31 protein-coding genes, 1 pseudogene and 1 riboswitch are annotated in these 26,417 nt (G+C 74.6%); of the genes and pseudogenes, 18 read left to right on the plus strand and 14 right to left on the minus strand.

The genetic code is table 11. The annotated features are described in order from the left end of the window. Positions 1 to 186: 186 nt before the first annotated feature. Positions 187 to 738 carry a peptide deformylase gene (gene def, locus IF99_RS0108195; protein ID WP_030995697.1) on the minus strand — a complete coding sequence of 184 codons (552 nt, stop codon included), beginning with the start codon at positions 736 to 738 and terminating at the stop codon, positions 187 to 189. 213 nt (positions 739 to 951) lie between these two features. Between def and IF99_RS0108200 the strand changes: the two genes are divergently transcribed. The 5 genes from IF99_RS0108200 (at position 952) to IF99_RS33360 (ending at position 5,514) form a co-directional block, all read left to right on the plus strand. Continuing rightward, positions 952 to 2,190, plus strand: a complete 1,239-nt coding sequence (locus IF99_RS0108200) for a MurT ligase domain-containing protein (RefSeq protein ID WP_030995698.1) — start codon at positions 952 to 954, stop codon at positions 2,188 to 2,190. Positions 2,191 to 2,216: 26 nt separating this feature from the next. Further along, on the plus strand, positions 2,217 to 2,945 hold the full coding sequence (locus tag IF99_RS0108205) for a type 1 glutamine amidotransferase (RefSeq protein WP_030995699.1): 729 nt from the start codon (positions 2,217 to 2,219) through the stop codon (positions 2,943 to 2,945). Between the two features lie 201 nt (positions 2,946 to 3,146). Further along, positions 3,147 to 4,169 carry a 6-phosphofructokinase gene (locus tag IF99_RS0108210; protein WP_030995700.1) on the plus strand — a complete coding sequence of 341 codons (1,023 nt, stop codon included), beginning with the start codon at positions 3,147 to 3,149 and terminating at the stop codon, positions 4,167 to 4,169. 117 nt (positions 4,170 to 4,286) lie between these two features. Beyond that, positions 4,287 to 5,234: a cytochrome c oxidase assembly protein gene (locus IF99_RS0108215; RefSeq protein WP_030995701.1), complete on the plus strand. Its 948-nt coding sequence runs from the start codon at positions 4,287 to 4,289 to the stop codon at positions 5,232 to 5,234. A gap of 124 nt (positions 5,235 to 5,358) precedes the next feature. Continuing rightward, entirely contained in the window at positions 5,359 to 5,514 is a 156-nt protein-coding gene (locus tag IF99_RS33360; protein WP_037826608.1) for a hypothetical protein, read from the plus strand. 121 nt (positions 5,515 to 5,635) lie between these two features. Here the strand turns inward: IF99_RS33360 and IF99_RS0108225 are convergent, their stop codons facing one another. After that, positions 5,636 to 6,136, minus strand: a complete 501-nt coding sequence (locus IF99_RS0108225; protein ID WP_030995702.1) for an SSI family serine proteinase inhibitor — start codon at positions 6,134 to 6,136, stop codon at positions 5,636 to 5,638. A 293-nt stretch (positions 6,137 to 6,429) separates the two neighbouring features. Here IF99_RS0108225 and IF99_RS0108230 point away from each other — a divergent pair, with 293 nt between their 5' ends. Beyond that, positions 6,430 to 6,873, plus strand: a complete 444-nt coding sequence (locus IF99_RS0108230; RefSeq protein ID WP_030995703.1) for a hypothetical protein — start codon at positions 6,430 to 6,432, stop codon at positions 6,871 to 6,873. A 166-nt stretch (positions 6,874 to 7,039) separates the two neighbouring features. Here the strand turns inward: IF99_RS0108230 and IF99_RS0108235 are convergent, their stop codons facing one another. Together IF99_RS0108235 and IF99_RS0108240 are read right to left on the minus strand one after the other, a co-directional pair. After that, a complete protein-coding gene (locus IF99_RS0108235; RefSeq protein WP_030995704.1) occupies positions 7,040 to 7,405 on the minus strand; it encodes a hypothetical protein in 366 nt (121 codons plus the stop codon). 38 nt (positions 7,406 to 7,443) lie between these two features. Next, positions 7,444 to 9,327: a hypothetical protein gene (locus IF99_RS0108240; RefSeq protein WP_030995705.1), complete on the minus strand. Its 1,884-nt coding sequence runs from the start codon at positions 9,325 to 9,327 to the stop codon at positions 7,444 to 7,446. A 264-nt stretch (positions 9,328 to 9,591) separates the two neighbouring features. Between IF99_RS0108240 and IF99_RS0108245 the strand changes: the two genes are divergently transcribed. After that, positions 9,592 to 9,849, plus strand: coding sequence for a DUF4190 domain-containing protein (locus IF99_RS0108245; RefSeq protein ID WP_030995706.1), 258 nt, complete (start codon positions 9,592 to 9,594; stop codon positions 9,847 to 9,849). Positions 9,850 to 9,865: 16 nt separating this feature from the next. Here the strand turns inward: IF99_RS0108245 and IF99_RS0108250 are convergent, their stop codons facing one another. The 7 genes from IF99_RS0108250 to IF99_RS0108280 form a co-directional block, all read right to left on the minus strand. Then, a complete protein-coding gene (locus IF99_RS0108250) occupies positions 9,866 to 10,642 on the minus strand; it encodes an urease accessory protein UreD (RefSeq protein WP_030995707.1) in 777 nt (258 codons plus the stop codon). Next, the gene (gene ureG / locus IF99_RS0108255) at positions 10,639 to 11,322 is read right to left on the minus strand and encodes an urease accessory protein UreG (protein ID WP_030995708.1); all 684 of its coding nucleotides are present in this window, start codon (positions 11,320 to 11,322) and stop codon (positions 10,639 to 10,641) included. Before ureG ends, IF99_RS0108250 begins: the two co-directional genes overlap by 4 nt. An 18-nt stretch (positions 11,323 to 11,340) precedes the next feature. Beyond that, on the minus strand, positions 11,341 to 12,018 hold the full coding sequence (locus IF99_RS0108260) for an urease accessory protein UreF (RefSeq protein WP_030995709.1): 678 nt from the start codon (positions 12,016 to 12,018) through the stop codon (positions 11,341 to 11,343). Positions 12,019 to 12,142: 124 nt separating this feature from the next. Continuing rightward, complete coding sequence (locus IF99_RS0108265; RefSeq protein WP_030995710.1) at positions 12,143 to 13,891, minus strand: urease subunit alpha; 1,749 nt, start codon at positions 13,889 to 13,891, stop codon at positions 12,143 to 12,145. After that, positions 13,878 to 14,249, minus strand: coding sequence for an urease subunit beta (locus IF99_RS0108270; RefSeq protein ID WP_030995711.1), 372 nt, complete (start codon positions 14,247 to 14,249; stop codon positions 13,878 to 13,880). The genes IF99_RS0108265 and IF99_RS0108270 overlap by 14 nt, the downstream gene beginning before the upstream one ends. A gap of 74 nt (positions 14,250 to 14,323) precedes the next feature. Continuing rightward, complete coding sequence (locus IF99_RS0108275; protein ID WP_030995712.1) at positions 14,324 to 14,626, minus strand: urease subunit gamma; 303 nt, start codon at positions 14,624 to 14,626, stop codon at positions 14,324 to 14,326. Positions 14,627 to 14,833: 207 nt separating this feature from the next. After that, the gene (locus tag IF99_RS0108280) at positions 14,834 to 15,133 is read right to left on the minus strand and encodes a type II toxin-antitoxin system Phd/YefM family antitoxin (protein ID WP_030995713.1); all 300 of its coding nucleotides are present in this window, start codon (positions 15,131 to 15,133) and stop codon (positions 14,834 to 14,836) included. A gap of 178 nt (positions 15,134 to 15,311) precedes the next feature. Here IF99_RS0108280 and IF99_RS0108285 point away from each other — a divergent pair, with 178 nt between their 5' ends. The 3 genes from IF99_RS0108285 to IF99_RS0108295 all read left to right on the plus strand — a co-directional run bounded on the left by IF99_RS0108285 (position 15,312) and on the right by IF99_RS0108295 (position 17,426). Then, positions 15,312 to 15,950, plus strand: coding sequence for a ClpP family protease (locus IF99_RS0108285; RefSeq protein ID WP_030995714.1), 639 nt, complete (start codon positions 15,312 to 15,314; stop codon positions 15,948 to 15,950). Between the two features lie 4 nt (positions 15,951 to 15,954). Beyond that, on the plus strand, positions 15,955 to 16,305 hold the full coding sequence (locus tag IF99_RS0108290) for a hypothetical protein (RefSeq protein ID WP_030995715.1): 351 nt from the start codon (positions 15,955 to 15,957) through the stop codon (positions 16,303 to 16,305). A 465-nt stretch (positions 16,306 to 16,770) separates the two neighbouring features. Continuing rightward, positions 16,771 to 16,946, plus strand: a riboswitch (cyclic di-AMP (ydaO/yuaA leader). Between the two features lie 3 nt (positions 16,947 to 16,949). Beyond that, positions 16,950 to 17,426 carry a C40 family peptidase gene (locus IF99_RS0108295; RefSeq protein WP_030995716.1) on the plus strand — a complete coding sequence of 159 codons (477 nt, stop codon included), beginning with the start codon at positions 16,950 to 16,952 and terminating at the stop codon, positions 17,424 to 17,426. 131 nt (positions 17,427 to 17,557) lie between these two features. Here IF99_RS0108295 and IF99_RS0108300 read toward each other — a convergent pair whose 3' ends face one another. After that, positions 17,558 to 18,004: an ATP-binding protein gene (locus IF99_RS0108300; protein WP_030995717.1), complete on the minus strand. Its 447-nt coding sequence runs from the start codon at positions 18,002 to 18,004 to the stop codon at positions 17,558 to 17,560. 219 nt (positions 18,005 to 18,223) lie between these two features. Here IF99_RS0108300 and IF99_RS0108305 point away from each other — a divergent pair, with 219 nt between their 5' ends. From IF99_RS0108305 to mug, 6 genes are all read left to right on the plus strand, one after another. After that, a complete protein-coding gene (locus IF99_RS0108305) occupies positions 18,224 to 18,652 on the plus strand; it encodes a GNAT family N-acetyltransferase (RefSeq protein ID WP_030995718.1) in 429 nt (142 codons plus the stop codon). Positions 18,653 to 19,049: 397 nt separating this feature from the next. Next, a complete protein-coding gene (locus IF99_RS0108310; RefSeq protein WP_030995719.1) occupies positions 19,050 to 20,384 on the plus strand; it encodes a hemolysin family protein in 1,335 nt (444 codons plus the stop codon). Then, positions 20,381 to 21,409, plus strand: coding sequence for a hemolysin family protein (locus IF99_RS0108315; RefSeq protein WP_030995720.1), 1,029 nt, complete (start codon positions 20,381 to 20,383; stop codon positions 21,407 to 21,409). Before IF99_RS0108310 ends, IF99_RS0108315 begins: the two co-directional genes overlap by 4 nt. A gap of 155 nt (positions 21,410 to 21,564) precedes the next feature. Next, positions 21,565 to 22,401, plus strand: coding sequence for an SGNH/GDSL hydrolase family protein (locus IF99_RS0108320; RefSeq protein WP_030995721.1), 837 nt, complete (start codon positions 21,565 to 21,567; stop codon positions 22,399 to 22,401). 483 nt (positions 22,402 to 22,884) lie between these two features. Then, entirely contained in the window at positions 22,885 to 24,318 is a 1,434-nt protein-coding gene (gene purB / locus IF99_RS0108325; protein ID WP_030995722.1) for an adenylosuccinate lyase, read from the plus strand. A gap of 52 nt (positions 24,319 to 24,370) precedes the next feature. Further along, positions 24,371 to 24,937 carry a G/U mismatch-specific DNA glycosylase gene (gene mug / locus IF99_RS0108330; protein ID WP_030995723.1) on the plus strand — a complete coding sequence of 189 codons (567 nt, stop codon included), beginning with the start codon at positions 24,371 to 24,373 and terminating at the stop codon, positions 24,935 to 24,937. A 33-nt stretch (positions 24,938 to 24,970) separates the two neighbouring features. On the opposite strand, the gene IF99_RS0108335 is transcribed toward mug, so the two are convergent. Together IF99_RS0108335 and IF99_RS0108340 are read right to left on the minus strand one after the other, a co-directional pair. After that, positions 24,971 to 25,408, minus strand: coding sequence for a hypothetical protein (locus tag IF99_RS0108335; RefSeq protein ID WP_030995724.1), 438 nt, complete (start codon positions 25,406 to 25,408; stop codon positions 24,971 to 24,973). A gap of 57 nt (positions 25,409 to 25,465) precedes the next feature. Next, complete coding sequence (locus IF99_RS0108340) at positions 25,466 to 25,942, minus strand: hypothetical protein (protein ID WP_234340623.1); 477 nt, start codon at positions 25,940 to 25,942, stop codon at positions 25,466 to 25,468. Between IF99_RS0108340 and IF99_RS0108345 the strand changes: the two genes are divergently transcribed. Both IF99_RS0108345 and IF99_RS35700 read left to right on the plus strand, forming a co-directional pair. After that, positions 25,943 to 26,167 carry a hypothetical protein gene (locus IF99_RS0108345; RefSeq protein WP_030995726.1) on the plus strand — a complete coding sequence of 75 codons (225 nt, stop codon included), beginning with the start codon at positions 25,943 to 25,945 and terminating at the stop codon, positions 26,165 to 26,167. Further along, positions 26,164 to 26,310: pseudogene (locus IF99_RS35700) on the plus strand (response regulator transcription factor); the annotation flags it as partial. The gene IF99_RS0108345 and the pseudogene IF99_RS35700, both read left to right, overlap by 4 nt. Between the last annotated feature and the right edge of the window lie 107 nt (positions 26,311 to 26,417).

Consider the following 26,417-nt stretch of genomic DNA (forward strand, 5'->3'; position numbering starts at 1 on the left):
CTCTCACGGCGGCATCGCTCCCGCTCCCGCCACCCGGCAGCGCACGCCTCCGAGCCCCCGTACGGCCGTCTCGCACCCACCCCGTGCCGCCTCCGGGCCACAGGGCGGCGCGCCCGTACGGGGGACCGCTCGCCTGGGCGACACGCCGTCACGACCTCCGGTCGGTGGGCTCTCCGTCCTTCGGCCCTACAGGCCCGCCGCCTTCCCCCACGCCGTGCGGCCCGCCTCGCGGAGGACCTTGCGGTGGCGACGCCGGTCGAGGCGGTCCACGTAGAGGCCGCCTTCCAGGTGGTCGTACTCGTGCTGGAGGCAGCGGGCGAAGAAGCCCGTGCCCTCGACGCGGCGGCGGGCTCCGTCGGCCGTACGGCCCTCGACGACCGCGCGGTCGAAGCGCGGCGTCCCCGCTTCGAGACCGGGCAGGGACAGGCAGCCCTCGGGGCCGCGCACCACCGGTCCATCGACCTCGACGAGGCGGGGGTTGACGAGGTGTCCGAGGTGGCGGCGGTCCTCGTCGTCGGGGCAGTCGTACACGAAGACCCGTACGTCCCGGCCGATCTGCGGGGCCGCCAGGCCCACTCCCCGCGCGGCGTACATCGTCGCGAAGAGGTCCTCGACGAGCCGGTCCAGCCACGGGCCGAACTCCCCGGTCTCGCGCGCGGGGGTGGTGAGCACGGGGGCGCCGTAGAGGCTGAGGGGCCGGACCTGTCCGGAACTGCCCGGGATGGGACGTCGTCGCATGACCGGACAGCCTACGGTCCCGCGCTTTTCCCCAGGCACGGCACGGTGTGCGGTTCAGGGCGCGCGAGGGATCTCGGTAGGCTGCACCTGACGAACAGCCTCCCCGCCAGTGTGCGGCGCGCGGGAGGAGCACCGCACCACGGCGCGGGCCGGAGTGGCCCGGGGACGGTCGCGGGCGCCGGACGCGGCGGAAGTGAAGGAGGAGCGAGGACGATGACAGCCAACTCGGAGCCGCTGTCGGCACGGGCCAAACTGGCCGTGACGGCGGGCAAGGCCGCCGCGGCGGTGTCCCGAGCGGCGGGGCGCGGAAGCGGGTCGGTGATCGGCGGCAAGGTGGCTCTCCGGCTTGAGCCGGACCTGCTCGCCCGGCTCGCGACGCACCTCGACGTCGTACTGGTCTCCGCGACCAACGGCAAGACCACCACGACCCGGCTCATCGCCGAGGCCCTGCGCGCGGCGGGACCCGTGGTCTCCAACGCGCTCGGCGCCAACATGCCCGCGGGGATCACCTCCGCGCTCGCCGGGGGCTCCGACGCCCGCTACGGCGTGATCGAGGTCGACGAGAAGTACCTCGCGGGTGTCGCGCGGGACGTCGGGCCCAAGGCGATCGCGCTGCTCAACCTCTCGCGCGACCAGCTCGACCGCGCCGCCGAGACGCGGATGCTCGCCGAGCGCTGGCGCGAGGGCCTCGCGGGCAGCAAGGCCGTCATCGTCGCCAACGCGGACGACCCGCTCGTCGTGTGGGCGGCCTCCTCCTCACCGCACGTCATCTGGGTGGCGGCCGGGCAGGAGTGGAAGGACGACGCCTGGTCGTGCCCCTCCTGCGGCGGCGTCATGCAGCGCCCGGGCGACGACTGGTTCTGCGGCGAGTGCGGCTTCCGGCGCCCCGCCGCGAGCTGGGCGCTCTCCGGCGAGCACGTCCTCGACCCGCACGGCTCGGCCTGGCCGATCCACCTCCAGCTCCCGGGGCGCGCCAACCGCGCCAACGCCGCGACCTCCGCGGCCGTCGCCGCCGTCTTCGGGGTGCCGCCGCAGGTCGCCCTGGAGCGCATGTGGCAGGTGCAGGCGGTCGCCGGGCGCTACGACACGGTGCAGTTCCAGGGTCGTGACCTGCGACTGCTGCTCGCGAAGAACCCGGCCGGGTGGCTGGAGACCTTCTCGCTCATCGACCCGCCCCCCACCCCTGTGCTGCTGTCGGTCAACGCGCGCGGCGCGGACGGCACCGACACCTCCTGGCTCTGGGACGTGGACTACACGCGGCTCGCCGGGCATCCCCTCTTCGTCATCGGGGACCGCAAGCTCGACCTCGCGGTCCGTCTCGAAGTGGCCAATCTCGACTTCCGGGTCTGCGAGACCGTGGACGAGGCGGTGGGCATGGCCCCGCCGGGCCGTATCGAGGCGATCGCCAACTACACGGCGTTCCAGGACTTGCGCCGACGCGTGGGGAATTGACCGGACCAGTGAGAAGGGACAGGGATATGAGCGACAACAGTCTTCGTCTGGTCTGGATCTACCCGGACCTGCTGAGCACGTACGGGGACCAGGGCAACGCCCTCGTCGTCGAGCGGCGGGCGCGGCAGCGCGGTCTCGGCGTCACGCGCGTCGACGTGCGCAGTGACCAGCCGGTGCCGACCTCGGGCGACATCTATCTCATCGGCGGCGGTGAGGACCGTCCGCAGCGGCTCGCGGCCGAGCGGCTGCGCCGCGACGGCGGGCTCCAGCGCGCGGTGGGCAACGGGGCGATCGTCTTCTCGGTGTGCGCCGGCTACCAGATCCTCGGGCACGAGTTCGTCAACGACCTCGGGCAGCGGGAGCCGGGTCTCGGGCTGCTCGACGTGGTGTCGGTACGGGGCGAGGGCGAGCGGTGCGTCGGCGACGTGCTCGCCGACATCGACCCCCGGCTGGGCCTGCCGCCGCTGACCGGCTTCGAGAACCACCAGGGCGTGACCCACCTCGGCCCGACCGCGCGTCCCTTCGCGCGGACCCGGCTCGGCAAGGGCAACGGGACCGGGGACGGGACCGAGGGCGCGTTCAACGACACGGTGTTCGGGACGTACATGCACGGGCCGGTGATGGCGCGGAACCCGCAGATCGCGGACCTGCTGCTCAAGCTGGCGCTGGACGTCAACGCGCTGCCGCCGGTCAACGACCAGTGGTACGAGGCGCTCCGGGAGGAGCGGATCGCGGCGGCCACCCGGCCCGAGTAGTTCCTCGTGCGGGCGGGGGTCCGGGGCCGCGCCCGGGGCCCCCGCTCCTCCCCGCCGGAACCGCTTTTCTTTCCCCGCGCGCCGCCGTTGTCCACCACACGGACCGGAAGAGGCGAGGTGGAGCGGCGGGATTAGGGTGCTGCCACCGACCGGACGGCGTGGTCCGGTGTCGTTACCAGCTTGCGAAGGTGTTTCAGGCCCATGCGCATTGGCGTGCTGACGTCCGGTGGGGACTGCCCGGGACTCAACGCGGTCATCCGCTCCGTCGTTCACCGGGCGGAAGCCCTCGGGGACGAGGTGATCGGATTCCACGACGGCTGGCGCGGGCTCCTGGAGTGCGACTGGCGGCCCCTCGACCACGACGCCGTCGTCGGCATCCTCGCGCAGGGCGGGACCGTGCTCGGTTCCTCGCGGGTGCGGCCCGCGCACCTGCGCGACGGTGTGGAGCGGGCGCGGACGCACCTCGCGGACCTCGGTCTCGACGCGGTCGTGCCGATCGGCGGCGAGGGCACGCTCCAGGCCGCGAAGCTGCTCTCCGACGCGGGACTCCCCCTCGTCGGCGTGCCCAAGACGATCGACAACGACATCGCGGCGACCGACGTCACCTTCGGCTTCGACACGGCGGTCGGGGTCGCGACCGACGCCCTCGACCGGCTCAAGACGACCGCCGAGTCGCACCAGCGGGTCCTCATCGTCGAGGTGATGGGCCGGCACACCGGCTGGATAGCCCTGCACTCCGGGATGGCGGCGGGCGCGCACGCCGTGCTCGTGCCCGAGCGGCCCTTCGACGTCGCCGAGGTGGCCGAGCGGGTCGGGGCGCGCTTCGACGCGGGCAAGCGCTTCGCGATCGTCGTCGTCGCCGAGGGCGCCAAGCCACTGCCGGGCACGATGAAGTACGAGGAGGGCGAGCGCGACGTCTACGGGCACGAGCGCTTCTCAGGCGTCGCCCGCCAGCTCTCCCTGGAGCTGGAGGACCGGCTCGGCAAGGAGGCCCGTCCGGTGATACTCGGGCACGTGCAGCGCGGCGGGACCCCGACCGCGTATGACAGGGTCCTCGCCACGCGCTTCGGGCGCGAGGCGGTCGAGGCCGTGCACCGGGGCGAGTTCGGGCGGATGACGGCGCTGCGCGGCACGGAGATCGTGATGGTGCCGCTCGCCGACGCGGTCGCGACGCTCAAGACGGTGCCCGCGGCGCGGTACGAGGAGTGCGAGACCGTGGTCTGAGCCCGCCCTGAGCCGTACCGGCGAGTCCCCGGCCGGGGTGGACGACCCGCGCGCGGGGGCCTGGGCCGCCCGTCCTAGTCTTGTGCGGACAACCGGTACGAAATCAGGAGTCTGCGGATGGATCACAGCGGGCACGGCATGATGTCCGATCTGCCGCCGTTCACGCTGGGGCGGGGGCTCGAACCCTCCCCCGACGTGTTCTTCCTCGTCGCCTGCCTGCTGGGGCTCGGCCTCTACGGCTGGGGCGTGGTGCGGCTGCGGCGGCGCGGCGACTCCTGGTCCTGGGGGCGGACGATCCCGTTCGTGCTCGGGGTGCTGAGCATCATGCTCGTGATGTGCACGAAGCTGAACGACTACGGCATGGTCATGTTCAGCGTGCACATGGTGCAGCACATGGTGATCAGCATGCTGTCGCCGATCCTGGTCCTGCTGGGCGCGCCCACGACGCTCGCGCTGCGCGCGCTGCCCGTCGCGGGGCGGGGCCGCACAGGGCCGCGCGAGTGGCTGCTGTGGCTCCTGCACAGCCGGTACATGCGGGTCATCACGCACCCCGTCTTCACCATCCCGCTCTTCATCGCGAGCCTCTACGCGCTCTACTTCACGCCGCTCTTCGACTTCCTCATGGAGTCGAGCGCCGGGCACATCGCGATGATGGTGCACTTCCTCGCGGTCGGCGTCGTCTTCTTCTGGCCGATCATGGGCGTGGACCCGGGCCCGCACCGGCCGGGCTACCTGATGCGGATGCTGGAGCTCTTCGCGGGGATGCCCTTCCACGCCTTCTTCGGGATCGCGCTCATGATGGCGTCCACGACGATGGTCGGCACCTTCGAGGACCCGCCCGCCTCGCTCGGCGTCGACGCGCTCTCCGACCAGACCGCGGCGGGCGGCATCGCCTGGGCGTTCAGCGAGGTCCCCTCGGTCGTCGTCCTGCTCGTCCTCCTCGTGCAGTGGTACCGCTCCGAACAGCGCCAGGCCCGCCGCAAGGACCGCGCGGCGGACCGCGACGGCGACGCGGAGCTGAACGCGTACAACGACTACCTGGCGTCGTTGCAGGGCCGGAGCTGACGGCACGGGCCGCGTTCCTTTCGGACGGGGGCCGTTCTTCGCTGGCGCCGGTGCGGCTGTTCGGGTGAGGATGGGGGGGACGGGTCTCGTCCCGGGGCCCGGTGGCCGGAGAGGCGGACTCGGTATGCCTGGCACCACGAAGACCATGGGCGTGTTCACCATCGGCGGGCTGGTGGTGGTCACCGCGTACACCGTGGCCCTCGGCAGCAACGGCTGGCTGTGGTTCGGCTGGGTCGTCCTCGGTCTCCTCACGCTCGCGATGACGCTGACCCAGGACTGAGACCCGACGCGTACGGCGCTTCAGGAGAGGTGAGGGGCGGTTCCCGGTCCGGGACCGCCCCTCCGCTCGTGTCCGCGCCCGTCCACCGGCACGGGCCGGGCGCCGTGGCATCGTGTTCCGCTCAGAAGCGGAAGACGTCCCCCGTCTCCTCGCCCAGCACGCAGGGGTTCGGGTAGGTGCGGTGCCAGGCCGTGGGGCGGCCGAGATAGCTGCCCGTGACGCTCACCGTGACCGGCTCGTACCGCTTGACGCAGTTGCGGGGCGTGCCGCGGAGCTGGTCGAGGCGGCCGCCGACGGAGGCGAGGGCGGCGCAGGCCCCGGCGGCGTGCGGGTGGGTGCCGCTCGCGGGGTGCGTGGCGCAGTCGAGCGTGGCGCCCTTGAGCCGGGTGGCGTCGTCGGCGGCGACGGTCAGGAAGAGGCCGCGCGCGGGCCCGTCCTCGGTGAGGCGGGCCCCGGGGTCGCCGGGCGCCGGGGTGTCGCGCTCGGCGGACGCGGCGCTGCCCGGGGCGGGGCGTTGCAGCGTGGGACGGTCGGCCGGGGGCGGTGGCGGCGCGGCCTGGGCGGTCGGCAGCAGTGCCGTACCGGCCAGGAGCGCCACCGCGAAGCTGGTGACGAGACGCATGGAGGACTCCTCGTGCGGGACTGGGGTTCCGCGCCCGCGCGGGCGGGCGCCCGGCTCACCCCTCCCCGGTCGCCGGGCACGGGCGGCGCGGCTCCCGGGTCCGGCACGCGCACGGGTGAGGGCGCGCGGCCGTACGGCGGAGCGTGCGGCGGCGCGGCGGGCGACCTCGGCGCGCTCCGTCCGCCGGGCAACCCCGTGGCCCGGTTGCCCCTCTCTGTGGGTGGAAGGTGGCGGAGCGTGCGCGGGCGGGTCCGAGGGCCGCCGGAGCACGGGAGCGGCGAGGAAGGCAAGGCATGGACGACGGCGGGTTCTGGCCGCTGCGCGCGGTGACGGGGGTGCTGTTGCTGAGCGGGGGGCTGCTCGGCACCGCGGCGGCCGTGCGCGCCGCGGTGCGGCAGCGGCGGCTGCCCGGGGGCCGGGCACTGGCGCGGGTGGTGGACACGCTGCTCGTCGGGCCTCCGGCGGGGTCCTGGCAGACGGGCCCCGAGCGGCAGGCGCTCCTGGAGTTCCGTACGCCGGAGGGGCGGCTCGTGCGGCTGCGGGACACCTCGGGAGAGCTGCGGCTCACGGGGGATCTGGTGGTGGTGCGGCACCCGCCGGGCGAGCCGGAGCGCGCGGTGTGCCCACCGCCGGGCGAGAGCGCGGACCCGGTGCCCGTCGTGCTCGGCCTGGTGCTGTGCGGGCTGTGCACGGGGGTGGGCGCACTGCTCGTGGGGCGAGCGCTCCTCGCGGGCTGAGCGGGAGGGGGGGTGAGCGGTGGCGCGAGCGGGCCGGGGGGTGAACGGGGTGAACGGCGGGTGCCTCAGCCCCGGCCCGCCCGGGACCCTCGCCGCCGTCCCGAACCCTCGCTGCCACGGACCTCGCGCCTGTCTCAGACCCCCGCCCCTCTCGGGCCCGCGTACCTCAGAGCCCGGTCACCCGGGCCTCTCCCCCGCCGCCTTCCGGGTCCCAGCCGAGGGCGATGAGGCCGCGGTGGATGGCTTCCCTGCGGGCTTCGTCGATGGCGTCCATCTTGAGGTCCGCGCGGGCGCGCTGGTCGACGGCGAGGGCAAGGTCGGCGTCGAGGTGGCCCGTCTCCCGCCAGGCACGCAGCCGCGTGTCCTCGGCGTTGCGGTAGCCGAGCGTCTCCTCGTACTCGTGCGTGCCCTCGGTGGCGGCGCTCAGCTGTCCCTCCCACTCCGAGAGCCGGCGCGAGAGGTGGACGTCGACGGCCTCGCGGGCGAGGTCGGCATCGGAGGAACCGCGTCCCCCCTGTGGCGTTTCGCTCATTCTCGTACCGTATTACGCCCACCCGCAGGCGCAAACGGTCAGCCGTCGGCGCCGCCCAGTCCGAATCCCTTCGCCGTGTAGGCGCACTCCGTGTACGTGTACCCGCCGCGCACCTTCACGGTGTCGGTGGCGGGGGAACCGCTGAGCGTGCTGTCGCTCTTCGGCTTGTGCAGGAAGTACGTGGTGCCCGCGGGCAGCCGCAGGGTCCTGCTCGGGTACTTCTTTCCGGCCGGGCAGGGCTTGAAGGAGGGGTTGAGGGTGTCGGCCCAGTCGTAGCGCTTGCAGCTCTTGCAGCCGTCGAGCGTGAAGCTGCCGGTGACCGGGCCGGTGTAGAGCACCTCCACGACCTGGGGGCTGTCGTTGCGGACCGTCACCGTGATCGAGCCCCCGGAGGAGGTCGTCGGCTTGACCTTGCCCGCGGCGGGGAGCCTGTCGGCGACCTGCGCGGCGATGACGTACTTGCGTGCGAGCGGCACGCGGCCGTCCTTGGCGTAGTGGGCCGTGAAGTCCCGCATCCGCGTCTGCGTCGCCGCGTAGTCCTTGGCGCGGTAGGCGGCGAGCGCGCAGTTCCACGTCTTGGTGGGCAGCCCGCGCTTCGCCCGGTCCGCCTGGCGGCCGAGGGCCGTCACCGTCGCCGTGGGCGCGCCGTCCGCCTTGGCGACGGAGGTGGCCTGGTCCGCGAGGGCCTTGAGGGACGCGGCCGCGTCGCACGGCGACTCGCCGCCCTTGTCCTTCAGGGAGAAGCTCACGTGCTTCTCGACCTCGGGGACGACCTGGCCCGCCTCCGGGCTGTCGGGGTAATCCTCCAGGAGGGCGGTGAGGTGGTACGCGGCGGTCGTGGAGTCCGCGGTGCCGAGACCGCCGATGCCGCAGCCGTAGAGCGAGGTGGCCAGGCGGGGGCCGGGCCAGGTGAGGAGATCCTTCGGGACGCGGCCCGTGCCCATCGTCTGCGGCACGGTGAGCAGGTGGCGCAGGGGGTCGACGGCCTCGCAGTAGTCGCCCTTGCCGAAGGGCGCGCCAACCGTGCGGTAGTACGTGTGCAGCCGGGCCGGGACCTTGTGCGCCGCCGCCGAGTCGGGGTGCTCGCGGCTCAGGTCGCGGTACGCCGTGAGCGCCGTGGAGAAGGCCGACTCGTGGCCCGCGTACCCGGAGGCCCTGTAGCGGGCGACGGTGCGGTCGGCCGTGCCGAGCCGGTCGAGCAACTGCTTCTCCAGGCGCGCGTGCTGGGCGCGAGCGCGCGCCGCGTCGTACTGGAAGCCCGCGAAGACGGGCGCGGCGAGCAGGACGAGGGCGAGGCCGAGCACGGGCACGGTCGGCACGGGGCGCGTGGTGCGCAGTCCGCGCGCCGCCGCGTGGGCGGCGAGGAGGACGAGGATCACGAGCCAGCCGACGACGAGGACGAGCGGCACGCCGTCAGGATCGGCGGGCAGGGCCACGAGAGCGAGGACGCCGGTGCTCACAAGGGCCACGGCGAAGCCGCCCCAGGAGCGCAGCAGGGCGTGCCCGATGCCGAGCCCGCTCAGGTCGAGCAGGGCGAGGGCGAGGGCGCGCGGGACATCGCGCGGCCCCTCCGGGGCGGAAGGCGGGCCGGGGGGCGGGACCACCGCGGTGGGCGGGCCGGGCGGGTAGGCGGGCGGCGGGGGGACGTGCGCGGGGGCGGCGGCCTGGGCGGGGACCCCCGGCCCGGCGGGCGGGGCGCCGGTGGGCCGGTACGCCGGTGCGGGCCCGAGGCCACCGGCCCGCGGTGCGCCGGTCGGGGCGGGCGGTGGAGTGTCCTGCGGCGGACTCCCCGCGTCTCCCGGCGGACCGAAGCCTTCGGGCGGCGGGCCGAATCCGCCACCGGACGCGGGCCCCTGGCCACCGCCCCCCTCGGCTCTGGCGTCCTCCGGCTCCTCGGGCGCGCCCTGCTGAGGACCAGTCATGTACTCCCCCTGTGGTGCGTACGCGGCACCCGTGTCCCGACCCCCCGGGGCGACGCCGGACGCCTACGCAAGGTTTACCACCGTGCGCCCGGCCGTGAACACCCGGGCCTGGTACCGCTTGTGCGCTTTCGCACCGCCTGGGCCCCTTCGCGACGGCGCCTTCGCGACCCGCGCGAACGGCCAGGCATGACCGGCCCGTTCCGGGCAACCCGTGCGCTGACGGCGGCCCGCACCCGGCGGGGCCTCCTACGAGAAGGGGTACGCATGAGCGGGTACGGAGCGGGACGGACGCGCGGGACGACGGGCGGCCTGGCGATAGCGTCGCTCGTCCTCGGCATCGTGGGACTCTTCTTCTTGTCCATCCTCCTGGGTCTGCTGGCCCTCGTCTTCGGGTACATCGCGCTGCGCGGCACGGGGCGGCCCGCGATGGCCAAGGCCGGTCTCGTCCTCGGGGCGATCGACCTGATCCTCGGCATCGTCCTCGTGGCGACCAACGGTTTCGGGCTCTACGTGGGGGCCTGACCCGGGGCGTGTGCCCTCACACGCCGGTTCGGCCCAGCGCCTGCGCCGCCTCGTCCAGGAGGCGGCGCAGGCGCAGTGCGTCGGGGGCGAGCGCGCTCACGAGAACGGCAGGACCGTCGAGCGGCAGCAGCGCGACGCCGGGCGCGAGGGAGAGGGCGTCGGCCTCGTACCCCCTCAACTCCGGTGCCACGAGGAGCAACTGGCCGACCGCTGTGAGTCCCGCCGTGCCGGCGGGGCCGTCCCAGCCCGGCCGGGCGCCCGTGCCGAGGCAGGTCTCCTGGTCCAGGAGCGGGCGCCCGGCGAGGCGGACCGTGAGGCGCGAGGTGATGCGTCCGGGTGCCTCGCCGCTGCGGCCGAGCACTTGCTCCTCGCGCAGCGCGAGCCGCGCGCCGTCGGCGAGCGCGACGCGCGTGTGCTGCGCGAGATCTCCGCCCGCGACCGCGACCACGGGTTCGGGCAGCCACTCCAGGTGCCCGTCCCCTTCCGCCTCCAGGTCCACGGTGTACGTGGAGCGGGGCGTGGACTGACCCGGCAGGGCGAGCGTCGCGGCGACGGAGCCGACGCGCAGCCGCGCCCCCGGGCCCGCGTGGGCCCGTACCGCGTACGCGTCCCCGCCGAGCGGGCCGCCCATCGCGCCGACGAGCACGACGTGCGCGGCCCCCGGGACGCCCCGCGTGCGGCGCACCGCGAGCGGACCCTCCCCGCTCAGCACCGGGAGCGCGGTACCGCCGCGCCCGTCGGCGCGCGCCTCGATCCGTACCCGCGCGCGGGCCCCGGCGGCGGCCGTCGTCATCCGCGCGCCCGCCACGCGCGGTGCCGCGCCCGCACCCACTCGGCGACCGGGCCGACGCCCTCGGGCCCGCGCAAGGACTGGAGGAGGACGGGGAGTTCGCCGCGGGCCTGGGCCGCGTCCCGCGCCATCCGGTCGAGGTCGGAGCCGACGTAGGGGGCCAGGTCCGTCTTGTTGACGATGAGGAGGTCCGCCGTGGTGACGCCAGGACCGCCCTTGCGCGGGATGTCGTCACCGCCCGCGACGTCGATGACGAAGATCTGCGCGTCCACGAGACCGCGCGAGAAGGTCGCCGTGAGGTTGTCGCCGCCGGACTCGACGAGGATCACGTCGAGCGGTCCCGTCGCCGCCTCCAGTTCCTCGACCGCCTCCAGGTTCGCCGAGATGTCGTCCCTGATCGCGGTGTGCGGGCAGGCGCCCGTCTCGACGGCGGTGATCCGCTCGGGCGGCAACACGCCTTCCTTGAGAAGGAATTCGGCGTCCTCGCGGGTGTAGATGTCATTGGTGACGACCGCGAGGGACAGTTCGGCGCGCAGGGTGCGGCACAGCGCGGCGACGGTCGCGGTCTTGCCCGAGCCGACCGGGCCGCCGAGGCCGAGCCGCAGCGCGCGGCGGCGGCCGTCGGGCAGGTGCGCGTCGGCGCCGAGCGCGGGCGGTGCGTCGTGGGAGTGGTCGAGGTGCACGGGGCGGCTCCAGCGGTGCTAAGTGGTGAACAGCTTGTGCGGGCGGCGGGCGTGGTGCTCGGCGGCGAGGTCGAGCAGGGGTGCCGCGCGGGCGGGGAGGGCGTCGGGGCCCTCGGCGCGGGCGCGGGCCGCGTGGGCGAGGGCCTCGGCGGCCAGTGTGTCGAGCACGGGGGCGAGGCGGGCGAGTACCCGGGTCGCGTCGAGCGGGTCGAGGCTGAGCAGCCGGACGGTCGCGCTCGCGGGCCCTCCGACGCTCTCGTAGAGGCTCGCGGCGGCCGCGTCGGCGGGGCCGAGCCCGGCGGCGCGCGCGGCGAGGCCGAGGACGACGGGCTGGTGGAGGCCGCGCGGGTACCGGGCGGCCACCGCGTCGAGCGCGGGGTCCGGCCAGGCGGCGCGCGCCGCGCGCAGGAGCTGGCGGCCGAGCCTGCGGGCCGCCGCGCGCAGGGCCGGGGACGGGGTGCGGGCGTCGGCGGCGCGGTCGAGCGCGAGCGGGTCGAGCCCTTCGGCAGCGGCGGCGGCGAGCGAGGCGGCGACGAGGCCGGTGGTGTGCGCGCGGCCGAGGCAGTAGGCGTACAGCTCGGCGGGACCGCTGATCCGCCCGTCGGCGACGGCCTCCTCGGCGCCTCCGGAGTGCGCGTGGCCCCCGGCCGGGAACCTGCCGTCGGCGAGGACGAGCAGGGCGGAGGGCACAGGCACGGTGGGGCTCCTTTCCTTCGGGCGCACCGAGCGCGGGGGGTCGGCGCGGAAGACGGTCGCGGACGGGTCGGAGGGCGGGGCGAGGAGTACGGGGGTCCGGAGAGGAGAGGGGGCGCGGAGGCGGTCAGAAAAGGAAGTACCGCTGCGCCATGGGCAGTTCCGTCACCGGTTCGGGTTCGACGAGCTCCCCGTCGATCGTCACCGCGAAGCTGTCGGGGGCGACCTCGACGCGGGGCAGCGCGTCGTTGAGCCGCATGTCCGCCTTGCCGAGCCCGCGGGTCGAGCGGATCGCGGTGAACGTGCGGCGCAGACCGAGGCGTTCGGGCAGCCCGTCGTCGAGTGCCGCCTGGGTGACGAAGTTGAGCGAGAGCCCGGCGGGCGCGGCGCCCATGGCGCCGAACATCGGCCGGGGCAGGACGGGTTGGGGCGTGGGGATGGACGCGTTGGCGTCGCCCGTCTGCGCCCAGGCGATCTGCCCGCCCTTGAGGACGAGTTGGGGCTTCACGCCGAAGAACGCCGGGTCCCACAGCACGAGGTCGGCGAGCTTGCCCGGTTCCACGGAGCCGATCTCGGCGTCGAGGCCCTGCGCGAGCGCCGCGTTGATCGTGTACTTCGCCACGTACCGCCGTGCGCGCAGGTTGTCGGCGCGCCCGTCGCCGGGCAGGCTGCCGCGCCGCCGCTTCATGACGTGCGCGGTCTGCCAGGTGCGCAGGACGACCTCGCCGACGCGGCCCATCGCCTGGGAGTCCGAGGACATGATCGAGATGGCGCCGAGGTCGTGGAGGATGTCCTCGGCGGCGATCGTCGACGGCCTGATGCGGGACTCGGCGAAGGCGAGGTCCTCGGGGACGGCCGGGTTGAGGTGATGGCACACCATCAGCATGTCGAGGTGTTCCTCGACGGTGTTGACGGTGTGCGGGCGGGTCGGATTGGTGGAGCTGGGCAGGATGTGCGGGAGCGAGACGGCCGTGATCATGTCGGGCGCGTGACCGCCGCCCGCGCCCTCGACGTGGAAGGCGTGCAGGGTGCGCCCGCGGACGGCGGCGAAGGTGTCGCCGACGAAACCGGCCTCGTTCAGCGTGTCGGTGTGGATGGCGAGTTGCGCGCCGGATTCCTCGCACACGTCGAGGCAGGCGTCGATGACCGCGGGGGTGGCTCCCCAGTCCTCGTGGATCTTGAAGCCGACGGCGCCCGCGCGCAGTTGCGCGCGCATCGAGGCGTACGAGGTGGTGTTCCCCTTGCCGAGGAAGCCGAGGTTGACGGGGCTGTTCTCCAGGGCCTCGAACATGCGAGCCAGGTGCCAGGAACCCGGGGTGATGGTGGTGGCCTTCGTGCCCTCGGCCGGTCCCGTACCCCCGCCGACCATCGTCGTGATGCCCGAACCGATCGCCTCGTCCACGAGGCCGGGCGAGATGAAGTGCACGTGCGTGTCGATGCCGCCGGCGGTGAGGATCTTCCCGTTGCCCGCGATGATCTCCGTCTCGGGGCCGATGACGAGGTCCGGGTGCACGCCGTCCATCGTGTCGGGGTTGCCGGCCTTGCCGAGGGCGACGACGCGCCCGTCGCGGATGCCGACGTCGGCCTTGACGACGCCCCAGTGGTCGAGGATCACGGCGCCGGTGACGACGGTGTCCGGGGTGCCCTCGGCGCGGCTCGCGCGGGACTGGCCCATCGACTCGCGGATGACCTTGCCGCCGCCGAAGACCGCTTCCTCGCCCGCGCGCCCGGGGCCGCCGCAGCGGTCCTCCTCGATCTCGAGGAGCAGATCGGTGTCGGCGAGCCGGATGCGGTCCCCGGTGGTGGGCCCGTAGAGATCGGCGTACGCGGGGCGCGCGAGGGTGTGGCGGGGGGGTGCCTGCTCAGGCGTGGTCACGGGGGGCTCCCTCGTCCGGTGCGGTGGGGGCGGTGCGGGCGGGGGGCGGCGGGTCGAGCGGGCCCGCCGTCTCGCCGCGCAGGCCCGCGACGACGCGGGCGCCGGCGAGGGGGACGAGCGCGACCTCGGCGGGGATGCCGGGCTCGAAGCGGACGGCCGTCCCCGCCGGGATGTGGAGCCGCTTGCCGTGCGCGGCCTCGCGGTCGAAGTCGAGGCCCGGGTTGGCCTCGGCGAAGTGGTAGTGCGAGCCGACCTGGACCGGCCGGTCGGCGCGGTTGAGGACGGTCACCACGGTGACCTCGCGGCCCTCGTTATAGGCGACGGGCTCCTCGGCGTACAGGATCTCCCCGGGAATCACGCGATCTCCCCCCCGGTCGACGGGTTCCGGCGACGGGCCCGGGCGGGCACCGGCGCGGGACGCGGACGGTGGCGTCAGACGATGGGCTCGTGGACGGTGACGAGCTTGGTGCCGTCGGGAAAGGTGGCCTCGACCTGCACCTCGTAGATCAGCTCGGGGATGCCGTCCATGACGTCGGCGCGGGTGAGCACTTCCCGCCCCGAGGCCATGAGTTCGGCGACCGACCGGCCGTCGCGCGCCCCTTCCAGCAGGTGCGCGGTGATGAGGGCGACCGCCTCGGGATGGTTGAGCCTGAGCCCCCGTTCCCGTCGCCTGCGCGCCACGTCGGCCGCCACATGGATCAGCAGCCGTTCCTGCTCGTGCGGGGTGAGGTGCACGCGCGTACCACCTTCCACTCGTCCCACACCCCGTCGGCCCGGATGTCACGGCGAGGCGAAGCCGAGGCTAGTCCCGAACGGTTTCAGGCGCGTTAAGCGGCCGGGCGGGCACAGGGGGCGCGAGGTGCGCGGTCGCGGCGCGGGGAGCCGCACCCGTATACGTACGGGCGGTCGCGCCCGCCCTCCGGAGCCGGCCGTGGCGGGCTGTCAATGCTGCCCCGGGGGGCGGTGTTCCGCCGCGATACCGAAGCGGGGGCGGAACGGTTCGGCCGGCGGGGCGGACTCGGGCAGGGCGGTGACACTGCCGAGCGAGGGGGTCGGTTCGGCGGCCTCCGCCGCCTCGGCGGCGTCGAGGGCCGCGAGGCGTTCGAGGTCGGCCGCCGAGACGAGTGCCGCGAGCGGTTTGCCGTGACGGGTGACGACGACGCGCTCCTCGCCGTAGACGACCCGGTTGATCAGGTCGGCCAGCTCGGCGCGCGCTCGCGTCACCGGGATCTCGTAAGCCATGCCGTCCACCTTAAGTCGCGCGACCACTCTCGCTGTCGGCGTAATGCGGGCGTCGTTGTTGCGCGGACCCCGCCATCTGACTCAGACTCACCTTCGTTCTGTACATAATTTACAGGACGTACAAAACGTACTGCCCTGTTCGGTCCGTACGTCGCCCCGCGTCCCAGGAGGTCCTGCCATGCGGTCCACCGACCGGTCCCTTCTCGCCCGTCACGTGCTCCCCGAGTTCACCGAGCGCACCAACTACGGCACACGCACTCTTGACCCGTACTCACGACTCCTGGAAGGTCGGATCGTGTTCCTCGGCACCCCGCTCGACGACACGGCGGCGGCGGACCTGGTGGTACAGCTCATGCACCTCGAATACGCGGCCCCCGACCAGGACATCTCCCTCTACCTCAACTGCCCGGGCGGCGAGTTCAGCGCGCTGACCGCCGTGTACGACACGATGCGGCACCTGTCGTGCGACGTCGCGACGTACTGCCTCGGGCAAGCCGTCTCGGTCGGCGCGGTCCTGCTCGCCGCCGGGGCCCCCGGCAAGCGCGCGGCGCTGCCCGGAGCGCGGATCGTGCTGCGGCAGCCGGAGTTGCCGGAGGGGATGCGTGGGCAGCCGAGCGACCTGGCCGTCTGGGCCGAGGAGTTGGCGCGCGAGCGGCGGACGACGGAGCGGCTGCTGGCCGCCGGCACGGGACGGACGGAGGACGAGGTGCACGGCGACATGGAACGCGACCTCGTGCTGACGGCGGCGGAAGCGGTGACGTACGGGATCGTCGACGCCCTCGCGGACCGCCGCTCCCCCAGCTCCGGGGCCAGGTGAGCGCGTGCTGCCACCCGAACTCCCGCCGCTGCCCGCGCTGACCCGCGCCGAAGGGGAACTCGTCGATCACTACCTCGCCGCCGCCGAGCTGCTCGGCCGGGTCAACCCCGCGCGTGGCGACGACACGTACGCGGCGCTGCGCGCGGCCCAGGCTCTCGTCGCCGAGGTGGCGCGACTGCGGGACTCCTTGGCACTCATGCACGCGCGCGGCGAGACCGCACTGCACCGGGCCACGCTGGAACGGGCCTTGCGCGTCCTGGACGGGGAACGCCGGGCGGGGCGGGTCGCGGTGCCGCCGCCCGGGGAGGCCGAAGCGGGCGGCGAGAGCGGGGAGGACGGCGGGCGGGGACGCTGACCAGGCGTGCGGGGGCGCCGGGAGGGGCGGCCGGTGCGCCGGGAGCCACGCCCGCGTGGGCGGTTCGCGGTGGGCGCGCGGGGCGCGACATCCGCGCCGGACGGCGCGTCACCCTTCACGTGCGTGCGCTCCGCGACCTTGCGTGTCCGGAGTGCGACGCGCGGCGCGGCCGAACGGAGGACCCCCCAATGACGTACGCCCGAGTCGGCCTCCCGTGGCCCCCAGTTGCCCTCCGGCGGTCCGCGATCCGCTTCTCCCGCACGGCGTTCGCACTGGTCGAGGGCTCGCCCCGCGTACGCCGGCCCGCATCTGACGCTCTTTCGCCACTCGATCGCCATACGGGTGACTAAGCTCACATAAGCCGGTTTTCATTCGAAATACGCCGCTGTCGTGCGTCAAGATCGCTCCCGACGACAAGCCCCCGCCGCAGCGGCGGGGCGGTCCGGGCGGACGCCGAGTCCCGCCGCCGCCCGGACGCCAGGTCGACACGGAGTGGATCGGCGGGAGTGGAGGACCCGAGCACGGCGGGTCGGGCCCGGTAACGGGCGTCGGCCCTTGGGGTGAAGCCGCGTGAGCGGCCGGGCATCTTCGCCAGTCCGAACCCGACAGGTCACCCTTCACAGGCGGTTGACGAAGGGTTACGCATGTTGGTGCGCAATCGAGTTCCCGTCCTGCTCTCCCGGACCGGCGCGGTATCGGTCCTCACCCTCGCCGCCGTGGGCGGCACCGTCCTCGTCCCCGGCGCCTCCGCGGACGCCTCGGCCGCGGTCCGGATCTCCGCGAAGGCGCTCAAGGTCGCGGCCTCCAAGAAGGGCTCCCCCTACCGCTGGGGCGCGACGGGCCCGCGCCGCTTCGACTGCTCAGGCCTGACGCTCTATTCGTTCAAGAAGGCGGGCAAGTCCCTGCCCCGCACCGCCCAGGCGCAGTACAACCGGACCCGGCACGTATCGGCCGGCAAGCGCACCAAGGGCGACCTGGTGTTCTTCCGCTCCGGCCGCGGCGTCTACCACGTGGGCATCTACGCGGGAGGCAACAAGATCTGGCACGCCCCGAAGACGGGAGACGTGGTCAAGCTCGAAAGGATCTGGACGAAGCGGGTCTCGTACGGGCGCGTGCGATAGGAGCCCACGGGCGCGGGCCGTAGGCGCCGGGGGCGGGCTGTAGGCGCCCACGGACGCGTCCGGCAGGTGTCGGGCGCGCGGAGTCGTGGGCGCGGGTCCGGGACCGAGGGCGCGGGGCCCGCGGCAGGGGCTCAGTCCTCCGGCACGGCGACCGCGCGCGCCGGTCGCCAGGGCAGGGCGACCAGGACGGTCTTGCCGCCCTGCGGTGTCGGCACCACCGAGAGCCGCCCGCCGTTCTCCGCCGTGAGGAAGCGGATGATGGCGAGCCCGCGCCCGTTGTCCTGCTGTACGGCGGCGGGGAGGCGGCGCGGCGGGCGCGGGTGGGAGTCGGTGACCCCGACCCGGAGGAGTTCCTCGCGGTCGAGCGAGACGGTGACGGTGAAGGAGGGGGACCGCCCGTCGGTGTGCACGACGGCATTGGTGACGAGTTCGGAGACGATCAGGCGCACCGCCTCGGCCATGTCGTCCCGCGCGGGCAGTCCCCACTCCGCGAGGAGCGCGCCGACGAACGCGCGTGCTTCGGGGACCGAGGCGGCATCGCTCGGCAGCGTGACGGAGGCTTCCTGGTGATCGGCCATGACGACCTGCCCTTTCCACCGGGCGCCCGCACGGCGCACCGGGTCGGTGGTGCGCGACAGCCTGCCACCAGCGGGGGGCGCGCTCCGAGGGCTGTGCGCCACTGTCGCCCGAAGCGGTGAAGCCTGCTACGGCCGAGCGGATTCCGGGCGGCGGGACGGAACACCGCCCGCCCCGAAAACCGGATGCCCCGAGCCCCCGGCGCCTGCTTGGCTCCTGCCATGAGCACACCTGACGACCTGCGCATACGCCACGCCGTGCCCGCCGACGTGGCACCCGTACTCGCCTTCTGGCGCGAGGCCGCCGAGGGGACGAGCATCAGCGACGACCCGGCCGGGGTCGGCCGCCTCCTCGCCCGCGATCCCGAGGCGCTGCTCCTCGCCGAACGCGGCGGCACGCTCGTCGGCACGGTGATCGCCGGCTTCGACGGCTGGCGGTGCTCCGCCTACCGCCTCGCCGTCCACCCCGCGCACCGCCGCCAGGGCATCGCGACAGCCCTCCTCGCGGCGATGGAGGACCGCTTCACCGCCCTCGGCGGCCGCCGCGTCGACGCGATGGTCCTGGAGGCGAACACGCGCGCGCACGGGACGTGGGGCGCGGCGGGGTACATCCGGGAGGACCGGTGGCGGCGCTGGGTGAAGCCGGTGTGACACGGCCGTGGACGGCTGCGCGCCGGGGCGGCGGGGACGGCAGGGCGCCGGGCACGGCGGGGCGCCCGGGACGGCAGGGCCGCACTTCCGGGCCTCCCCACCGCCCCGGCGGCCCTGACCAGGCGATCTCCGGAAAAGGCGGGCCCGCGCGTTTCCCCGACGGCAGCCCTTCCCTTGCGCTTTGCTCATACTTTACTCTTGCATGACCGGTCCTTTTCGATCCGCGAATCGTGACCCTCCGCGAGCCCTCTCGCGGGGTTCCCAGCGAAAGGTGTGAGCGTCCGCCCATGGGCGAGCCTCCCAGTCCGCGCTCCGTCGCGGCCCTCTCCTCCGCCTCCGGAGGGGACTCCTCCTCCGTCTCCGGCGTGATCCCCCTCTCCGTCCCGGGAGGGGTCCGATGACGGAGCTCCTCCTTCTCGGCCTCGCCGTCCTCCTCGCCCTCGTCTGCGGTGTCTTCGTGGCGGCCGAGTTCTCCCTCACGACCGTCGAGCGCGGGGCCCTGGAGGCCGCCGCGCAGCGCGGTGAGCGCGGTGCCCGGCACGCGCTCGCGGCCGTGCAACGGCTCACCTTCCAGCTCTCCGGGGCCCAGCTCGGGATCACCGTGACCAACCTGGTCATCGGGATGCTCGCCGAGCCCTCCGTCGCCGCGCTGCTCTCCGGACCGCTCGGCGCGCTCGGGCTGTCCGCCGGGGCCGTCACGGTCCTCTCGCTCGTGCTCGGCACGGCGCTGTCGACCGCCTTCCTCATGGTCGTCGGCGAACTCGTGCCGAAGAACTGGGCGATCTCCGCCCCGGAACGCGTCGCGCGTGTCGTCGCCGGTCCGCTGCGCCTCTTCTCCTTCCTGCTCCGCCCCCTCATCAAGCACCTCGACACGACCGCGAACCGCGCCGTGCGCCGCCTCGGGCTGGAACCGGCCGAGGAGATCGCCTCGGCGCGCGGGCCGAGGGAACTCGCGGCGCTCGCCCGGCACTCGGCCCGCGCGGGTACGCTGCCCGCGGAGACCGCCGAGCTGTTCGTGCGCACGCTCGGACTCGGCGCGCTCAGCGCGGGCGCCGTCATGACGCCGCGCGTAGACGTCGTCGCCGTCGCGGCGGCCGAGCCCGCCGAGCGGGTGCTCACCACCGCCCGCCGCACCGGCCTCTCCCGCTTCCCCGTGCACCGGGGCGACGGGCTCGACGAGGTGTGCGGCACGGTGCACGTCAAGGACGTCCTGGCCCTCCCGGCCGACGCGCGCGCCGCGACGCCGGTCCGGGCCCTGCTCACTCCGCCCGTCCTCGTCCCCGCGACCCTGCCGGTGGACCGGCTGCTCGACCGGCTCGCCGGGGAGGGCTCGATGGCCGTCGTGATCGACGAGTACGGCGGTACGGCGGGCGTCGTGACCCTGGAGGACGTCGTCGAGGAGGTCGTCGGCGAGGTGCGCGACGAGCACGACCCGCGCGCGGAGCCCGAGCTGGTACGGGCCGGGAGCGAGGACGGGCGCGCCGTGTGGGCCGCCGAGGGCTCGCTGCGCGTCGACCGGCTCGCGGGACTCGGTCCCGTCCTCCCCGAAGGACCGTACGAGACGCTGGGCGGCCTGCTCGCGGCCGAGCTGGGGCGCGTCCCGCGCGCCGGGGACACCGTGGAGGTGGCCGGCTGGGAGCTGCGGGTCGACAGCGCCGACGGGCGGCGCGCCGGACGCGTGCGACTGCTCGCACCGGCCGTGGAGACGAAGGCGAAGGAGCTGAACCGGTGACCACGCTGCAACTGCTCATCGGCCTCGCCACGCTCGTGGTGAACGCCTTCTTCGTCGGCGCGGAGTTCGCGCTCATCTCGGTACGCCGCGCGCAGGTCGAGCCGCGCGCGGAGGGGGGCGACAAGCGGGCGCGCCGCGTGCTGTGGGGTCTGGAGCACGTCTCCCGGCTCATGGCGGCGGCACAGCTCGGCATCACGCTGTGCACGCTGGTGCTCGGGATCGTCGCCGAACCGGCGATCGCACACCTCCTGGAGCCGGGCTTCGACGCCGTGGGCCTGCCGCACGGGCTCGTGCACCCGGCCGCGTTCGTCGTCGCGCTCGCGCTCGCGACGTACCTGCACATGCTGCTCGGCGAGATGATCCCGAAGAACGTGGCGCTCGCCGATCCCGTGCGCGCCGCGCTGTGGCTCGGCCCGCCGCTCGTGGCGCTCACGCGGGCGCTCGGGCCCGTGATCGCCGGGGTCAACGCGGTGGCGAACGGCCTGCTGCGGCTGCTGCGCGTCGAGCCGCGGGAGGAAGTGGCAGCGGCCTTCTCGGACGACGAGCTGGCGCGCCTCGTGGGCGACGCGCACGCGGCGGGGCTGCTCGACGCGCGGTCCGGGCAGCGGCTGCGGGACGCGCTGGCGCTCGGCCGCAGGCCCGTACGGGACGTGGCGATCCCTCCGGAGCGGCTCGTGACGGCGCCGCTCGGGACGACCCCGGACGGGCTCGTGGCGCTCGCCGCCGCGTCCGGCTACTCGCGCTTCCCCGTGGCGGACGCGGAGGGGCGGCCCCTGGGCTACCTGCACGTCAAGGACGCCCTCGGCGCCCGCCCCGCCGACCTGCCCTTCGCGCCGGGCGAGCTGCGCCCGCTCCCCCGCCTCGCGGCCGGCACCCCGCTGGACGAGGCCCTGGCCACGCTCCGGGCGCAGGGCGTCCACCTCGCGGCCGTCACGGCCCCCGGTGAGGGGCTCGTGGGCCTCGTCACGCTGGAGGACGTCCTGCGGGAGCTGATCGGCGGCGGGACGGAGGCGGTGGCGGCCTGAGGGGCGGCCGGGCGGCGGCCGGTGCGGGACGGTGCCCGGCGTAGCGGCCCGGGCCGGGCGGCGGCCGTGGCCGGGCGGGTGGCGGTCCGGGGGATGCGCCCGGCCGTCGCCGGGCTCGCCCCGTCCCCCTACCGGCCGGTACGATCGCACTCGCCATGTCGATCAATGCCACCTACACCAGCCTGGTCGCCGTCGGGGACAGCTTCACCGAGGGCATGTCGGACCAGTTGCCCGACGGGTCCTACCGGGGGTGGGCGGATCTGCTCGCCGCCCGCCTCGCGACCCGTACCGCCGGATTCCGGTACGCGAACCTCGCCGTGCGCGGCAAGCTCATCGAGCAGATCGTGCGCGAACAGGTCGGGCCTGCCGCGAAGATGGGCGCCGACATCGTGACCCTGGTCGGGGGACTCAACGACACCCTGCGCCCGAAGTGCGACATGGGCAGGGTGCGGGGGCTGCTCGAAGAGGCGGTCGAGACGCTGGCGCCGAGCTGCAAACAGCTCGTGCTCATGCGCAGCCCGGGGCGCCAGGGCCCGGTGTTCGACCGCTTCCGGCCGCGCATGGAGGCCCTGTTCGCCTGCATCGACGAACTCGCGGCCCGGCACGGCGCGTTGGTGATCGATCTCTACGGCGCGGCGGCGCTCGGCGACCAGCGGATGTGGGGCGTCGACCGCCTGCACCTGACCGACGAGGGGCACCGCAGGGTCGCGGAGGCCGTGTGGCAGGGGCTCGGCCTGGCCGCCGAGGACGACTGGACCAGCCCGCTGCCCGTCCCCGTACCGCCCTCGTGGCTCCAGCGGCGGGTCGCCGACGTGAGCTTCACGCGGGCGCACCTGCTGCCCTGGATCGGCCGCCGCCTGACCGGCCGCTCCTCGGGCGACGGCCGCTCGGGCGCGCAGTTCTGCCTCGAAGCGGGCGAGGGCTTCTGGATCACGCCCGCGGACCCGGCGAACCCGGGCCCGGTGACGGGCTGGCGCCGCGCGGAGTCCTGAGCCCGCCCCCGCCCCCGTGCCCCGCACGCGGCCCGCGCGCTCCGGCAGGACGGCCCGGACCCCCTGACCCCTGGCGGCAGGTACGGACAGGCCCCGGGACCCGGCCTCCCTGGAGCGCGGTTGCCGACGGGCGTCATCTCCCCGCCCTCTCGCGCGCGCTCTCCCGCCGGGAGGACATGGCCGCGTGGCACGCCTGCTCGCGGCCCGAACCGCAGGGGCGCACTCGTCGCGGGCCGCGCCCCGTGAAGGGCCCTCAGACGTTCACCTTCTGAGAGTGCCGGTAGCGCCGTTGCCCCTCACCTCGGCGGACACCGAGCCGTACCTCGTGGAGCGGGCACGCGAGGCGCGGCGCGGTGCGGACGGGGCGGCGGCTGCCCCCGTGCGCGGCCGCCGCCCCGGGAGCGCGCGCCGGGGGCCTTGGAGGTTCCTCCGAACGCGACCGGCTCGTCTACCTGCGGGAACCGCCAAGTAGACTGCGACCTCGTGACTGCGAAGCCCCGTATCCCCAACGTCCTGGCAGGCCGCTACGCCTCCCCCGAGCTGGCCGAGCTCTGGTCGCCCGAGCAGAAGGTGAAGCTGGAGCGCCGGCTGTGGATCGCCGTGCTGCGTGCCCAGCGCGACCTCGGCATCGAGGTGCCCGAGGGGGTGGTCGAGGACTACGAACGCGTCCTCGACACCGTGGACCTCGCCTCGATCGCGGAGCGCGAGAAGGTCACCCGGCACGACGTGAAGGCCCGCATCGAGGAGTTCAACGCCCTCGCCGGGCACGAGCACGTGCACAAGGGCATGACCTCGCGCGACCTCACGGAGAACGTCGAGCAGCTCCAGACCCGTCTCTCGCTCGAACTCGTCAGGGACCGCGCCGTCGCCGTCCTCGCGCGACTCGGCAAGCTCGCCGGGGAGTACGGCGAGCTCGTCATGGCCGGGCGCTCGCACAACGTCGCCGCGCAGGCCACGACGCTCGGCAAGCGCTTCGCCACGGGCGCCGACGAGCTCTTCGTCGCCTACGGGCGGGTCGAGGAGTTGCTCCGCCGCTACCCGCTGCGCGGCATCAAGGGCCCGGTCGGCACCGCGCAGGACATGCTCGACCTGCTCGGTGGGGACGGGGAGAAGCTCGCCGAGCTGGAGCGCCGCATCGCCGCGCACCTCGGTTTCGGCGAGGTCTTCACCTCCGTCGGCCAGGTCTACCCGCGCTCGCTCGACTACGAGGTCGTCACGAGCCTCGTGCAGCTCGCCGCCGCGCCCTCCTCGCTCGCCAAGACGATCCGCCTCATGGCGGGCAACGAGCTGGTCACCGAGGGGTTCAAGCCCGGCCAGGTCGGCTCCTCCGCGATGCCGCACAAGATGAACACCCGCTCCTGCGAGCGCGTCAACGGTCTCATGGTGATCCTGCGCGGCTACGCGTCGATGACCGGTGAGCTGGCGGGCGACCAGTGGAACGAGGGCGATGTCTCGTGCTCGGTGGTGCGGCGCGTCGCGCTGCCCGACGCGTTCTTCGCGCTGGACGGCCTCCTGGAGACCTTCCTGACCGTTCTCGACGAGTTCGGCGCCTTCCCCGCCGTCGTCGCGCGCGAACTCGACCGTTACCTGCCCTTCCTCGCCACGACCAAGGTCCTCATGGGCGCGGTGCGCGAGGGGGTCGGGCGTGAGGTGGCGCACGAGGCGATCAAGGAGAACGCGGTCGCGACGGCCCTGGAGATGCGCGAGAAGGGCGCCGCGCGCAACGACCTGCTCGACAAGCTCGCGGCCGACGAGCGCCTGCCGCTCGACCGTGACCGGCTCGCGGCCCTCATGGGCGACCCGCTGGCCTTCACCGGCGCGGCCCGCGACCAGGTCGCCGCGGTCGTCGCGCGCGTCGAGGCTCTCGTCGCCGAGCGGCCCGAGGCCGCGGGTTACGCCCCGGGGGCGATCCTCTGAACCGCCGCGCCCAGCGCTCACCGTCCGCCCTCCGGGCCGGGCGGTGAGCGCGATGCGCTTCACGCCCGAGGAGCTGGAGGCGGCGCGGGGAAAGCTGCTCCCCGATATCGTGGCGCCCGGTCTGCGGGTCCTCTTCTGCGGCATCAACCCTGGGCTCCTGTCGGCCGCGAGCGGCCACCACTTCGCCCGGCCGGGCAACCGCTTCTGGCCCGCGCTGCACCTCTCGGGGTTCACCCCGCGTCGTCTGCGCCCCGACGAGCAGGGCGAGTTGCTCACGTACGGGCTCGGGATCAGCAATGTCGTCGACCGGGCGACGGCGCGGGCGGGCGAGCTGAGCGCCGAGGAGTTCCGTGCGGGCGGTGCGGCGCTCGCCGCGAAGGTGGCCAGGCTCGGGCCCACGTGGCTCGCCGTCGTCGGGATCACGGCGTACCGCGCGGCGTTCGACGCGCCGAAGGCCGTGGTCGGGCCGCAGGAGGAACGAGTGGGCGGGGCACGGGTGTGGGCGCTGCCCAACCCGAGCGGGCTCAACGCCCACTGGTCGCTCGCGGCGATGGCGGAGGAGTTCGGGCGGCTGCGGGAGGCGGCGGGGCTCCCCGCGCGAGGCGGCCGCGCGGACTGACCCGCGTCCGCCCGGTGGACGGGCCGCACCGCCTCAGGGCGGGTCCTCCGTCGTCGTGAAGGCGACGAGGGCGAGAGGGAGGCCCGGGCCGTGGTGGGCCGTGCCGATTCCCGTCCAGCGCTCCGCGCGGCGCCACAGGTGGACATCGGGAACGGTGTGGACGAGGTGGTCCCAGGGGGCGGGAAGCGGTTCGCCCCCGGCCCGCAGCGCGGCGCCGGTGAGGGCGAAGCGGTCGGGCGGGCCCCACCCCCGTACCGTCAGGAGGAGCGACAGCGCCTCCCGTTCGGTTTCGAACTGCTCTTCGAACACTGTCGTCGCGGTGTCCTCCCCGCTCTCGGCGGGGGCGAGGAGCAGCGTGACCAGGTGGTGGCGGGGGCCCGAACTCTCGTACGCACCCGGCGAGTCGGCATCCGGGAACGGCAGCGCGCACAGGGACTCGAGGGTGTCCAGGTGCTGGGCCGTGCCGCTCATGCGTTCCAGTAAACCGGGCCGCCGCACGCCCCCGCACAGCGACCCCCGGCGGCGGCCTCAGACATCGCGCCCGCGCAGCCGCCACCACCCCGCGCCGACCGCGAGCGCCGCCCACAGCGCGAGCACCCCGAGCCCCGTCCAGGGACCGAGCGGCCCGTCCACGGGCTCGGCCCGCAGCGCGAGCTGCCCCGCCGTCGCGGGCAGGAAGCGGGCGACCCCACCGGCCGTTTCGCCGACGACGAACGGCAGGAGGAAGAGCACCGCGACGGTGACCGAGAGCGTCGCGACACCGTGCCGCAGCCATGTGGCGACGCCGCTCGCGAGCAGTCCGGCGAGCGTGAGGTAGAGCGCGCAGCCGATGACGGCGCGCCAGGCGGTGGCGTCCCCGGGCCCGACCGCCGGGTCCCCCGTCGCGAGCCGCGCGCAGAGGGAGGTGAGGACGCCTGCGAGGAGACCGGCGAGCAGCAGGTGTCCGGCGGTGGCGAGCAGCCGCGCCGCGTAGGCGATGCCGCGCCGGGGCACGGCGAGGAACACGTGGGCCCCACCGTCCCCCGCGAGTTGCCCGGTGCCCTAACGCTGGACTTCACCAACCCGCTGCCGGAGGGCGCCTCGCCCTTCCCGGGTGGCGGTACCAGCCTGCGCGGTCTGCGCGAACGCGCGGCGGTCCTCGGCGGCACGGTGACGGCGGGCGCCCGGGACGGCGTCTGGCGCCTCCGTGTCCGGCTGCCCCTGGAAGACCTCAGGGAGGCGGGGAGATGACGCTGCGCGTGCTTCTCGTCGACGACGAGCCCCTCGTCCGGGCCGGTTTGCGGGCCGTGCTGGAGGCGCAGCCGGACCTGGAGGTGTGCGGGGAGGCGGGGGACGTGGGCGCAAGGGACGGGCCTGCCCTTCCGCGCAAGCGGGGACCGCATTGGTCCGTACCTGCCCCGCCTTGGTGCGGACCTGCCCCTCCCCCAGGTCACAAGGCCCGTACGGTCCTGCCTCCCGCGTCCCCGAGCGGGTCGCCGCC

This window comes from Streptomyces sp. NRRL F-5630, from assembly GCF_000719475.1.
GTDB lineage: Bacteria > Actinomycetota > Actinomycetes > Streptomycetales > Streptomycetaceae > Streptomyces.

Coding starts and splice junctions, on each gene's coding strand:
- def (WP_030995697.1), bottom strand. CDS start 738: ATGCGACGACGTCCCATCCCGGGCAGTTCCGGACAGGTCCGGCCCCTC.
- IF99_RS0108200 (WP_030995698.1), top strand. CDS start 952: ATGACAGCCAACTCGGAGCCGCTGTCGGCACGGGCCAAACTGGCCGTG.
- IF99_RS0108205 (WP_030995699.1), top strand. CDS start 2,217: ATGAGCGACAACAGTCTTCGTCTGGTCTGGATCTACCCGGACCTGCTG.
- IF99_RS0108210 (WP_030995700.1), top strand. CDS start 3,147: ATGCGCATTGGCGTGCTGACGTCCGGTGGGGACTGCCCGGGACTCAAC.
- IF99_RS0108215 (WP_030995701.1), top strand. CDS start 4,287: ATGGATCACAGCGGGCACGGCATGATGTCCGATCTGCCGCCGTTCACG.
- IF99_RS33360 (WP_037826608.1), top strand. CDS start 5,359: ATGCCTGGCACCACGAAGACCATGGGCGTGTTCACCATCGGCGGGCTG.
- IF99_RS0108225 (WP_030995702.1), bottom strand. CDS start 6,136: ATGCGTCTCGTCACCAGCTTCGCGGTGGCGCTCCTGGCCGGTACGGCA.
- IF99_RS0108230 (WP_030995703.1), top strand. CDS start 6,430: ATGGACGACGGCGGGTTCTGGCCGCTGCGCGCGGTGACGGGGGTGCTG.
- IF99_RS0108235 (WP_030995704.1), bottom strand. CDS start 7,405: ATGAGCGAAACGCCACAGGGGGGACGCGGTTCCTCCGATGCCGACCTC.
- IF99_RS0108240 (WP_030995705.1), bottom strand. CDS start 9,327: ATGACTGGTCCTCAGCAGGGCGCGCCCGAGGAGCCGGAGGACGCCAGA.
- IF99_RS0108245 (WP_030995706.1), top strand. CDS start 9,592: ATGAGCGGGTACGGAGCGGGACGGACGCGCGGGACGACGGGCGGCCTG.
- IF99_RS0108250 (WP_030995707.1), bottom strand. CDS start 10,642: ATGACGACGGCCGCCGCCGGGGCCCGCGCGCGGGTACGGATCGAGGCG.
- IF99_RS0108280 (WP_030995713.1), bottom strand. CDS start 15,133: ATGGCTTACGAGATCCCGGTGACGCGAGCGCGCGCCGAGCTGGCCGAC.
- IF99_RS0108285 (WP_030995714.1), top strand. CDS start 15,312: ATGCGGTCCACCGACCGGTCCCTTCTCGCCCGTCACGTGCTCCCCGAG.
- IF99_RS0108295 (WP_030995716.1), top strand. CDS start 16,950: ATGTTGGTGCGCAATCGAGTTCCCGTCCTGCTCTCCCGGACCGGCGCG.
- IF99_RS0108300 (WP_030995717.1), bottom strand. CDS start 18,004: ATGGCCGATCACCAGGAAGCCTCCGTCACGCTGCCGAGCGATGCCGCC.
- IF99_RS0108305 (WP_030995718.1), top strand. CDS start 18,224: ATGAGCACACCTGACGACCTGCGCATACGCCACGCCGTGCCCGCCGAC.
- IF99_RS0108310 (WP_030995719.1), top strand. CDS start 19,050: ATGACGGAGCTCCTCCTTCTCGGCCTCGCCGTCCTCCTCGCCCTCGTC.
- IF99_RS0108320 (WP_030995721.1), top strand. CDS start 21,565: ATGTCGATCAATGCCACCTACACCAGCCTGGTCGCCGTCGGGGACAGC.
- mug (WP_030995723.1), top strand. CDS start 24,371: ATGCGCTTCACGCCCGAGGAGCTGGAGGCGGCGCGGGGAAAGCTGCTC.
- IF99_RS0108335 (WP_030995724.1), bottom strand. CDS start 25,408: ATGAGCGGCACGGCCCAGCACCTGGACACCCTCGAGTCCCTGTGCGCG.